At 72.8% G+C, this 10,686-nt stretch carries 9 protein-coding genes; 3 read left to right on the top strand and 6 right to left on the bottom strand.

Annotated features, from left to right (window positions below):
* Nucleotides 1–102: 102 nt before the first annotated feature.
* On the top strand, nucleotides 103–1,578 hold the full coding sequence (locus tag ABFJ78_RS38270; RefSeq protein ID WP_436392322.1) for a helix-turn-helix domain-containing protein: 1,476 nt from the start codon (nucleotides 103–105) through the stop codon (nucleotides 1,576–1,578).
* Here the strand turns inward: ABFJ78_RS38270 and ABFJ78_RS38265 are convergent, their stop codons facing one another.
* The 3 genes from ABFJ78_RS38265 to ABFJ78_RS38255 are packed head-to-tail and all read right to left on the bottom strand — an operon-like array spanning nucleotide 1,579 to nucleotide 4,018.
* Nucleotides 1,579–3,189 carry a hypothetical protein gene (locus tag ABFJ78_RS38265; RefSeq protein ID WP_436392320.1) on the bottom strand — a complete coding sequence of 537 codons (1,611 nt, stop codon included), beginning with the start codon at nucleotides 3,187–3,189 and terminating at the stop codon, nucleotides 1,579–1,581.
* Complete coding sequence (locus tag ABFJ78_RS38260; RefSeq protein ID WP_436392318.1) at nucleotides 3,189–3,503, bottom strand: hypothetical protein; 315 nt, start codon at nucleotides 3,501–3,503, stop codon at nucleotides 3,189–3,191. The genes ABFJ78_RS38265 and ABFJ78_RS38260 overlap by 1 nt, the downstream gene beginning before the upstream one ends.
* A complete protein-coding gene (locus ABFJ78_RS38255) occupies nucleotides 3,500–4,018 on the bottom strand; it encodes a YbaB/EbfC family nucleoid-associated protein (RefSeq protein WP_436392317.1) in 519 nt (172 codons plus the stop codon). The genes ABFJ78_RS38260 and ABFJ78_RS38255 overlap by 4 nt, the downstream gene beginning before the upstream one ends.
* A 182-nt stretch (nucleotides 4,019–4,200) precedes the next feature.
* Here ABFJ78_RS38255 and ABFJ78_RS38250 point away from each other — a divergent pair, with 182 nt between their 5' ends.
* The gene (locus tag ABFJ78_RS38250; protein ID WP_436392316.1) at nucleotides 4,201–5,211 is read left to right on the top strand and encodes an aldo/keto reductase; all 1,011 of its coding nucleotides are present in this window, start codon (nucleotides 4,201–4,203) and stop codon (nucleotides 5,209–5,211) included.
* A gap of 46 nt (nucleotides 5,212–5,257) precedes the next feature.
* Here the strand turns inward: ABFJ78_RS38250 and ABFJ78_RS38245 are convergent, their stop codons facing one another.
* Nucleotides 5,258–5,818 (bottom strand): DinB family protein, encoded by a 561-nt coding sequence (locus tag ABFJ78_RS38245; RefSeq protein WP_436392315.1) that lies wholly within the window; start codon nucleotides 5,816–5,818, stop codon nucleotides 5,258–5,260.
* Between the two features lie 19 nt (nucleotides 5,819–5,837).
* Nucleotides 5,838–9,107 carry a glucodextranase DOMON-like domain-containing protein gene (locus ABFJ78_RS38240; protein ID WP_436392314.1) on the bottom strand — a complete coding sequence of 1,090 codons (3,270 nt, stop codon included), beginning with the start codon at nucleotides 9,105–9,107 and terminating at the stop codon, nucleotides 5,838–5,840.
* Nucleotides 9,108–9,230: 123 nt separating this feature from the next.
* On the opposite strand from ABFJ78_RS38240, the gene ABFJ78_RS38235 reads away from it, so the two are divergent.
* A complete protein-coding gene (locus ABFJ78_RS38235; RefSeq protein ID WP_436392313.1) occupies nucleotides 9,231–9,641 on the top strand; it encodes an ATP-binding protein in 411 nt (136 codons plus the stop codon).
* A 259-nt stretch (nucleotides 9,642–9,900) separates the two neighbouring features.
* Here ABFJ78_RS38235 and ABFJ78_RS38230 read toward each other — a convergent pair whose 3' ends face one another.
* Complete coding sequence (locus ABFJ78_RS38230) at nucleotides 9,901–10,626, bottom strand: ANTAR domain-containing protein (protein WP_436392312.1); 726 nt, start codon at nucleotides 10,624–10,626, stop codon at nucleotides 9,901–9,903.
* Between the last annotated feature and the right edge of the window lie 60 nt (nucleotides 10,627–10,686).

The raw sequence follows: 10,686 nt of genomic DNA, 5'->3' as shown, positions 1-10,686 counted from the left end.
CCACCACAGGCAACCACCAGGACCCCAGCACCCTGACCAGCCACAACCAGGATGAAACAACCCCATTGGGGCGCTTGGGGCGAGCCGGGCGGTGGGCCTGCTGTGAGCCTGCGTCGAGTTCTTTCCCTTCCCGGCTGGGCCGAACACGTCCGCGTGCTCGCCGGCGCGGCGGGGCTCGACCGTCCACTCGCGACCGTTCAGGCCACTTTGGACGCTTCGCACCTTCCCGCGCCCGGGGAACTCACCGTGGTCGCCCGGCCGGTCGCCGGGACCGACTGGCAGATCGATGCCCTTCTCCGCCGCTGTGCCGATGCCGGGGCCACCGCCGTCCTGCTCTCCGGGACCGAGCCGCTCAGTGCGTCGCGGCTGCTTGCCGATCGGCTGTCCGTTCCGCTGCTCGCCACCTCGGCCTCGCCGCTCGATCTGCTCGTCGAGGCGCGGCTGCTGCTCGCCGCGCCCGAACTCGACCGGGCCGACCTCCTTCTCGCCACGCATCGCGCGCTCGGGGACCGGCTGCGGCCGCCCGAGGAGGTCGTCGCCGTGTTGCGGCGGCTGGTGCGGTCGCGCGTCGCCGTGCTCGATGACCGTGGGGTTCCCCTTGCCGGGGAAGTCGGGGGGCGCGTCCGGCTGGACGAAGCCGTGCCGCAGCGGACCGAACTCGACGACGGCGTCCTGCTCGCCCACCCCGTCCTGCTGCAGCGGCCCGCGATGTGGCTGGCCGCCGAGCTGCGCGGGACCGAGGCGGCGCGCGCCGACGTCGTCCCGCCCGCGCTCGCCGTCGCCGCCGGGGCCTTGCAGCGGTGGCTGCTGGCCAACCGCCTCGAGCTGGAACGCGACGCGCGCTCGCGCACCGCTTTGCTCGGCGACCTGCTGCGCCTGGACACCGAGCCGGGCGCGGACCTGCGCCGCCGGGTCGCCGACGCCGGCTGGCGGCTCGGCGGCTGGCACGTCGGGCTGCACCTCGGCGTCCCGGCGGCCGTCGACACGGTCGCGCGCACGCAGGAGGTCATGCGGGCGCTGGACGTCGAGGCCGTCGTCGAGCACGGCGACGGCTGGACCGGCTGGGTCACCTTCGACCACGAACCCACCGCGGAACGGGTCCGCGCGCTCGCGACCCGGCTCCAGGCGGCGCACCGGACGTTGCGCCTGGGCGCGCACATGGGCGTCGGGCGGCCGCACCCGCGTCCGGAAGGGCTCGCCGCGACGGTCGCGGAAGCCCTCGACGCCGCCCGGCTGGCCGCGACCCGGCCCGAGACGGGCCACTTCTTGCACGTCGACCAGCTCGGCATGGCCCAGCTGCTGCTGGAGTGGACCCGCACCGACACGTTCGAGCCGGCCGCGCGGGCGCTGGTCGCGCCGCTGCGCTCGGTGCCGGGCGACCTGGTCCGGACCCTCGCCGCGTACCTGGACGCGGAGTCCTCGATCGCCGAGACCGCCACGGTGCTCGGCGTGCACCGCAACACCGTGGCGGCCCGGGTCGCGCGGATCGAACAGCTGCTCGGCGTGGACCTGTCCCGCCCGGACGAGCGGCTGGCGCTGCACCTCGCGTCCCGGGCGGTGATCCTCGCGGGGGAGTGACTAGTCGTCGTCCCCGCCGCCGGTGACGTTCCCGACGCTGGCGGGCACGCCCTTGATCATGTCCACGACGGTCTTGCCCGCCAAGCCCGACTTCCCGAACCACGGGTCGGTCATGATCTTGATCGCCGACTCGAACTTCTCGGCGCCTTCCTTGCCGAAGACCTTGCCGAGCTCGTGCACGGAGAAGTTGCTGATCTTGTCGAACTTCTGCATGATCTCGGGCGTCACACCGTCCACCTTGGACAGCTTGTCCTTGATGACGTTGGTCATCTGGTCGGTGAACGGCTTGTGCGGCTTGGGATCCGGGGCCGGCGTGGGATCCGGAGTGGACGAAGACGGCGCGGGGTCGGGCTTCGCCGGTTCCGGTTTGGGCTCCGGGGTGGTCGACGACGACGGCGCGGGCTCGGGCTTGGGTTCCGGAGTGGCCGACGAGGGCTTGGGCTCCGGAGTGGCCGAGGACGGTTTCGGTTCCGGAGTCGCCGACGAGGACGACGGCGCGGGTTCCGGTTTCGGCTCGGGCGTGGGCTCGGGTTTCGGCTCCGGCTTGGGTTCGGGCTTGGGCTCCGGAGTGGCCGAGGACGGCTTCGGTTCCGGAGTGGCCGACGAAGGTTTCGGTTCCGGAGTCGCCGACGAGGACGACGGCGCGGGTTCCGGTTTCGGTTCGGGTTTGGGTTCGGGCTTCGGCTCCGGCTTGGGTTCGGGCTTCGGCTCCGGCGTCGCCGACGACGGCTTGGGCTCCGGAGTCGCCGACGACGGCTTCGGCTCCGGCGTCACATCCGGCTTCGGCGTCACCGGCGGCTTGGGTGTCGGCGTCGGGGTCAAGCTGCTCGTCGGGGGCTTGGCTCCCGCGATCTCGTCGCCCGCCTTGCCCATCTTCGCCAGCGCCTTCACCAGCTCGCCCAGCTTCTTCGCCAGCTGCATCAGCTTCGTGCCGATCTTGCCCAGCGCCGTGGCCACCGTGCCGATCGTCGTCGTGACGAACAGCGCGATCGACGCGCCGAACGTCACCGGGGCCAGCGCAGCCGCGATCAGGGCGCCCTTGATGATCGTCGCGAGCAGCATCGCGATCAGGTCGCGCAGGATGCCGCGGAACGCGCCGACGATGCCGCCGGCGATCATCATGTTCTTGCCGGCCTGGTCGAGGTAGCCGCCGAGGGACGTCAGCTGCTCGGTGACCGCGTCCATGTCCTTCTTGAACTGCTCCGCGGCCTTGCCGGACCAGTCCTTCATGAGCGTGTCGAGGGCCTCCTGGTGCTGCTGGGACCACCCCTCGAGCTTCTTCTTCTCGGCTTTGAGCGCCTCGCTGGCCGCCTGGATGCCGATGGGGTCGCCCATCAGGATGTCCAGCGGCCACCGCAGGATCGTGATGTGCTCGATGAGCCAGCCGATCCCGGCGGTGAGCAGGCTGCCGATCGGGTCCAGCACGAGCCCGATGGTTTCCAGCGCCATGCCCGCCGAGCCGATGCCGATCGCGACCTGGTCGTTCTCCTTGACGGCCTTGTCCAGGCCGACCGCCGCCTCGAAGAAGCCGGCGCCGGCCGCCGCGTTGTCCTTGTTGAACAGTTCGGAGCCGTGGAGGCTGACGTCCTTGCTCTGGTAGTCGTCGCCCACTATTCGAACCTCACGATCGAGTCGACGGCGTCCTGTTCGCCCGACTGGTAGCGCTTCGCCGCCTCGGCGACCTTGTCCGAGAACTCGCCGATGGTCTTGGCGTAGTCCCCGAACTGGTGGTGCGCCTTGTCGGTCCACGCGCTCGCGCCCGCCGCCATCAGCTGGCACGCCGGGTTGATGCCGAACATGCCCGGGTCGCAGACCATGCCGCCGACGAGGTCGGCCGTGCTCTGCAGGTTGCTCTGCAGCTCGTCGAGGTGCTTGCCGAAGGTGGCCAGGGGCTCCGAATCGACCCTGAAGCCGCCGCCGCTCACCAGGGGTTCGATTCGTCGTCGAAGCGGTCGTCGGCCTGGGGACGGCGACGCGGGGCGGGTCCACCGGCCGGCGGTGCGGGCGGGCGCGCCGGGGGAGCGGCTTGCGGCGGCGGGGTCCGCTCGGGTTCGGTTTCCGGCGCCGCGAAGTCGCCGTCCGGCGGCGGGTCCGGCGGCAGGAACGACCGGACCATGTCGGTCGACTCGCCGTCGCCGTTGATGGTGGCGAACGAGTCCGCGACGGTGCGGGCGGTCTGGCGCTGCGCTTCCCGCACCGTGCCCATGATCGCCGCGGTCAGCCGCGCCGGGCCCAGTTCGCACGCGCGGTGCCCGAGCTCGAGGTTCGTGAGCGCGCCGTTCGGCGCGAGCGTGACGGTGACCGCGCCGTCGCGGGAACGGACGGTCGCGCCGGCGGCGGAAAGCGCTTCACTCAGCGCCGCGGCCTTCGACTGCATGTCCCGGACCTGCCGCTCGAGCAGGAGCTGGAAGTCCTCGCCTGGCCCCAGGTTCGGTTGCACGAATTCGACTCCTCGCCACGCCGGGGTGCGGGGCGCCGGCCCCGTGATCGCGCCAGATTAGCGCACACCGGACATTCATCCGGTGATAGCGCGCAGTATGCCTGGATGACTCCCCGATGTTGCCCGCGAATGCCTCGATCGGGTTTGACCCGGACCACGCTCCGGGTTGCACGATCGGGTGCATGACTCGATTGGACGACTACCGGGCGCTCGGCCGCTCCGGGCTGCGGGTGTCGCCGCTGGCACTGGGCGCCCTGACTTTCGGCACCGGCCCCTTCTGCGCCGACGACGACACCGCGCGCAAGGTCTTCCGCGCCTACGTCGAGGGCGGCGGCAACTTCGTCGACACGGCGGACAACTACAGCGCCGGCCGCAGCGAGGAGCTGGTCGGGGAGTTCCTCCGCGACGTCGGCCGCGACGACGTCGTGCTCGCCACCAAGTACTCCGGGCCCGGGTTCCGGGACGGCCGCCCGCACTCGGACCCGCGCCGGCGCAGCAACGGGCGCAAGAACATGGTCGCCTCGCTGGAGGCGTCGCTGCGGCGGCTGCGCGTCGACCACGTCGACCTGTACTGGCTGCACATCTGGGACGGCTGCACCCCGGCCGAAGAGGTCATGGCGGCGTTCGACGACCTCGTGCGCGCGGGCAAGATCCGCGCCGTCGGGCTGAGCGACGTCCCGGCGTGGTACGCGACGAAGGCCGCGATGCTCGGCGGCCCGCCGGTGACCGCGCTGCAGCTGGAGTATTCGCTCCTCGAGCGGGCGATCGAGGCCGAGTACGTGCCACTGGCCGGCGAGTTCGGCACCGCGATCCAGCCGTGGGGCGCGCTCGGCGGCGGGTTCCTGTCCGGCAAGTACACCCGCGACGGCGCGGGCAGCGGACGGCTCACCGACGGCGCGGTCTTCCGGGCTGCGCCCGAGTCGCGCTGGGCGATCCTCGACGTCGTCCGCGAGGTCGCCGCCGAGGCAGGCGCGACCCCGGCCCAGGTGGCGCTGCACTGGGTGACGCGCCGGCCGCGGATGCCCGCACCGCTGATCGGCGCCCGGTCACCGGAGCAGCTCGCCGAAACGCTCGGCGCGCTCGAGCTGGACCTCACCGACGCCCAGCTGGAGCGCCTGACCGAAGTCAGCGCGCCGGAACTGCCGTTCCCGCACGGCATCCTGGCGCGGCTCAACGCGGGCCTGCCGCACTAGCCCAACCGCGACGCGGCACTTTCACGTGAAAGTGCCGCGTCGAGCTTCAGGACTGGGCGGCCTTCGCGACGCGCTCGATCTCCGCGCACCGCGCCGCCCAGAACTCGCGGTCGCGGGCCGGGGCGCTGGTCGTCCCGTCGAGCTGCTCGCGCAGGATGTCGGCGTGCCCGGCGTGCCGGTTCGTCTCGGTGAGCACGTGCACCATGACGTTGAACAGCAGCACGTCGGGCCGCGGCCACCACGGCACGTGGCCGGGCGCGTCGACCGGGAGCGCCGCGATCGTGGCGTCGGCGTGCGCCGCCGCGCGCCGGAACCGGCCGACGATCTCCGCGCGCGTCTCGTCCTCGGTCGCCCAGAAATCCCGGCCGCGCGCCTCGGTGTCGTCCCAGCGGGGCAGCGGCTCGGGGAACGGCCGGCCGAAGACCTCGCCCAGGTACCGGGTCTCCCACAGCGCCAGGTGCTTCACCAGGCCGAGCAGGTTGGTCCCGGTCGCGGTCAGGGGACGGCGGACGTCGTACTCGCTCAGGCCCGCCAGCTTCTCCAGCACGGCCTCACGGGCCTCGCGCAGATCGTCGTGCAGGTACTGCTTCGCGAAGTCGTCGATCACGACGCCCAGCTTGCCAGGATCAGCCCACCGGCACCCCGCGCACCGTGACCGGCCCCCGGGTCGGGTCCAGTTCCACCGCCTGGTCGACCCCGGACGGCGTCAGCACGTCCAACGCCTTCGGGGCCGTCGCCGGGTCCGCCGCGCAGATCGGCGCCGTCCCGCCCACGGCGCACAGGCCGAACGTGTACTGCCCGGCCGTCGGCGTGAACGGCCGCGCCTGGTCGGGGGAGTTGCCGTCCTGGCCGGTCAGCACCACCGCGAACGTCCAGCCGGCGCCCGGTGTCCCGAACGCGGACTTCGCGACGCTCACCGTGATGTACCGCGTCGCCTGCGAAGCCTGCACCGACGGCGTCGCCAGCGTTGCGCCCGAAGCGTCGACGAGCGCCGGATCGGCGAAACCTTGGACCTCGATGCGGCGGCTCCACGCGTCCGAAGCCGCGATCGTGTAAGCCCGGCTCGGGAACGGCGCGGCGGTCGACGTCGCCGTCGCGGCCGGGTCGTGCGCGTAGATCGTCAGCAGCTGCGCGCCCAGCGGCGATCCGAACGTCGGCGACAGGTCGCGGACCTGCGCGCGGAACACCAGGTTGGTGCCCGAATCGATGACCTGGAACCGCTGCAGGTCGAACGCGCCGGCGTGGAAGTCCCCGGCCGTCGGGTAGGTGTACGAGCCCGGGCCGTTGTCGTCGCCGTCCGGGTCCGGGGTGTCCAGCAGGACCGTGCCGGTGACGAAGTCCGAGCTGATCGTCTTCTGCGCGTACCCGGTGCCGGACCCGGCGGTGGTGGTCGCCGTGACGACGTTCGCGCCCAGCGGGGTCGGCACGGTCGCGCCGAACTTCCCGTCCGCGGCGGCCCGCACCGACAGCACCGACGTGGTGCCGGTGTCGGTGTTCGAGACGGCCAGGTCGACGCGGCTGCCGGCGGGTGCGGTGCCGGTGACCGCCGCGGTCGCGGTGGACACCGACGCCGGCGCGTCGAGCGTGACAGCCAGCGCCGCGGGCGGGGCGTGCGTGACGTACCGGGCGCGGACATCGGCGGGCTGCTCGGGCAGGCGGCCGTCGTCGAGGGCCCGGGCCAGCCGGACCGACTGCGACTGCGCCCAGCTCAGCGGCGCTACCGAACCGGCGGGCTGCCCGGGCGCGAAGCCGATCGACGCCGTGCGCGGGTCCGAGCCGTAGGGCGACGCGGGCACGGCCGGGTTTTCCCACGTCTGCTCGGGAATCAGCCCGGTGCCGCCGGTCTGGGCCCGCATCGCGCGCAGCAACGCCACCGCGCCGGCCCGGTCGCCGGTCTGCACGGCCTGCTCGCCGCGTTCGCCGGCGAGCACCGGCCAGAGGTGGCCGGACCCGGTGTTCGGCCCGGGCCACGGCGCCCCGGTCGGCGCGCAGTTCGTCGGGTCGGGCTCGTAGCAGTCGCCGTAGCCGTCTTCGCTGCCCGGCGCCGACGTGCCGTAGCGGTACCAGCCCGGTCCGGTCGGCGTGTCGCGCTTGATCACCCGGTCGACGACGCCGAGTGACGCGGCGACATCCGCGTCGTTCGCCGGCAGCACGCCCAGGCGGGTCAGTTCGAGGAACCCGGCGTCGACGACCGCGCGCTGGTCGGCGTCGACCGAGCCGTTGCCGAGGTTGTAGAACCACTCCGAATTCGGGTCGCCGTTCTTGGTCAGGCGCAGGAAGTACCGGCCGCCGTAGGGCCCGGTGGACGTCACGGTCCAGCCCTTGACGCCGCGCTGGAAGTGGTCCGCGGTGGCCCGGTAGACGCGGGCGCGCGCCGGGTCGCCGTTGCGGTCGGCGATCACGCCGGCGGCGACGAGCCCGGCGATCTCGGCGGCGATCGTCGAAGGGGAGTAGCCGCCCTGTTCCTCCCAGCGCTCGGAACCGAACGCCGGGCCGTGCGCGACGACGAAGTCCGCGGCCGCGCGGATGTGGCCGGTGTAGAGCGTCCGGTCGCGGTCGAGCCCGGCCTGCAGCGCCATCAGGATCGGGTACGCGCTCTCGTCGAGCTGGTCGCCGCCGGAGTCGGGGGCCTTCTTGCCGTTCAGCATCGAGTTGCGCGGAAACCGGCCGTCCGGCTGCTGCTGGCGCGAGAACAACCACCGCACGCTGGCTCGCGCGGTTTCGCGGTCGCCGGCCGCCAAGAGCCCGGAGAAGCTTTCGTAGAGGTCGCGGGCGAAGATCTCGCGGTACGACCCGAAGTAGACAGGCTTGCCGCCGGGCGCGTCCCCCGCGGACACGGCCTGCCCCCACGGGCTGCCGAGCGACGCGACCACCGCACCCGGGAACGTCTTGTCCTCACTGGCTTTGAGCACGTTGACCGACTGGAAGTACGCGTCGGAGTCCTTGCCGCGCACGGGAACCAGCCCGTTGTCGTATTCCCGCCAGCCACGCGCGTACTCGCGGTAGCTCTGCTCGAACGGCGTGCGCAGGCTCGCGCCCGCGGTCTGGACCGCCGCGCGCGCGTCGGCGCCGAAGCCGAGCGCCAGCACGGCCGGGCGCCGCGGCTGCAGGTCCAGCTGCGCGGTCTGCACGACGTTGCCGTTCACCGCCGACGGCGTCTCGTCGGTCAGCCGGTGGTCGCGGTCGAGCTGGGCCAGCCCGTCGCCGGGCGTGCCGACGAACCCGCTGGACGTGCTCAGGAACCGGCGGTCGGCGCGCAGCGCGGCGGCCAGCGGGGTCCCGTAGTCGCGGGCCGGCGCGCTGGACACCGTGTTCGGGTCGGCGCTGACCAGCGCGGACGTCGCCGCGTCCACCGAAGCCGTGTCCCCGCCGCCGTTGGCCGGGCCACCACCGCCGTTGCCGTTGACGCTCGCGTCGAACCGCACGTAGACCTTGAGGTCGCGCCCGGACCCCCGCAGCGGGTCGAGCCGGGTCCGGATGAGCACGCCGGTGCGCGCGGGGTCGGTCAGGTACTCGGTGACCAGCCGGTACTCGCCGGAACGCGGGGTCGACGTCACCTCGCAGGCCATCCCGCCCGCGCTCGTGCGGACGGTGTAGGTCATGTCGCGGGCCTGCAGGTCGGTGAACGTGCGGCCGTCGGTGACCGCGAACTGCAGCGTCTCGACGTTCGTGTTGTCGATCACCGGCGCGTAGACGTCGGACAGCACGCCGCCCGCGACCGTGAACCACGCCTTGCTGGTGGTGTTGCGGGCGGTGCCCAGGCAGTCCTTGCGGGCCAGGCCGAAGTGCGAGAGCGCACCCGGTCCCGGGTCCGGCGCCGCCGCGGCGGCCGGGACGGGGAGGAGGGCGGCGGCCAGCACCGCGCACAGCACCGCGGACGACGTCGACCGAGTCATCGGCACATCCGATCACGCCTGCTCGCGGCGCACCAGGTCCGAAAGCAGCAGCGGAAGCCGTTACCCGTGATTGAGAAACCGGACCCGTGGGTAGCAAACCCACAGTCCCCCGGGGAGGTGAACGTGGAAGAGCACGAAGCGGACGGCTGGCGGTACCGCGGCACGATTTCGCCACGGACGCTGCCGAGCCTGCGGCGGCACCTGGTGTCGTGGCTGCGCAGACGCGCCGGCGACGAGGTCGGGCGGCAGGCCGACGACGTCGTCCTGGCCTGCTGGGAAGCGATGGCCAACGTGCTGGACCACGCCTACCACGGCCGGCCGGGCCTGATCGACGTCCGGGCGCGGATCGACGAGGACGTGCTGGTCGTCACCATCGCCGACCAGGGGCGCTGGACGGCGGTCACCGAGCGGGCCGACCGCGGCCGCGGCCTGCGGCTGATCCAGGCGCTGGTCGACGGGCTCGACATGCGCTCGACCGACGACGGCACGGTGATCACGCTGACCTGGCCGTTCCCGGTCCGGCGCACCGCCTGAGCGTCCGGCGCCGATGTCATGAAAGGGTCGTTCATGTCGTCTGACGAGGTGAACGACCCGTTCATGACGTGCGGGCGACCGGATCGGCCGCGCTGACCTGGCCGTTCCCGGTCCGGCGCACCGCCTGAGCGTCCGGCGCCGATGTCATGAAAGGGTCGTTCATGTCGTCTGACGAGGTGAACGACCCGTTCATGACGTGCGGGCGACCGGATCGGCCGCGCTGACCTGGCCGTTCCCGGTCCGGCGCACCGCCTGAGCGTCAGTCCGCCGAGGACAGTCCTTCGACGAACCGCGCCGCGACGTCGCGGAGCTTCACGTTCGTGTGCTGTGACTCCGCGATCAGGCGCTTCATGGCGTCGTCGGCGGTGACCCGGTGCACGGCCATCAGGATGCCCTTGGCCTGCTCGATCACCGCCCGCGAGTTCATCGCCGTCTCGAGCTCGGCGACGCGGCGGCGGGCGTTCCGGTAGCGGCGCGTGGACCGCAGGCCGAACGAGACGATCGTGGTGTAGAGCGCCAGCAGCCGCGAGTCGGTCTCGGCGAAACCGTGGTCACCGTAGCCGAAGAGGTTGAGCGCGCCGCCGAGGGTTTCGTCCACGCGCAGCGGCGCGGCGAGGTAGCTGCCGACGCCGAGGCCGCGGGCGTAGGTGGTGAACTCGGGCCAGACCGCCCCGGCCGTGGCGAGCGGCAGCCGGACGATCTCGCCGGTCTCGGCCGCCCGCAGGCACGGACCCTCGCCCGCCGCGTACTGGACGCGGTCGATGTCGACGGCGCGCTGGTCGGTGGAGGCGGCGGTTTCCGGTTCGCCGTCGCGGATCGCGGTGATGCTGGCCATGTCGGCGCCGGGGATGGCCCGGACGGCTTCGGCGCAGACGGCCTCGAGGACCTCGGCCTCGGACGGTTCGGTCTCGAGCGCCGTCGCGAGGTCCGCCATCGCCGCGGTCAGCTCGTCGAGGTGCTCGGGCGGGATCGGTTCGCCGGTCACTGCGGTCACCTCCGTCCGGCCTGCGGCGAACGATACCCGCGCGGGCGGTTCAGGCCGGGG

It is taken from the genome of Amycolatopsis sp. MEPSY49, assembly GCF_051337345.1.
In the GTDB taxonomy this organism is placed as follows: Bacteria; Actinomycetota; Actinomycetes; order Mycobacteriales; family Pseudonocardiaceae; genus Amycolatopsis.
The sequence above is the reverse complement of the archived record's forward strand: the minus strand, read 5'-3'. Positions and strand labels throughout refer to the sequence as shown.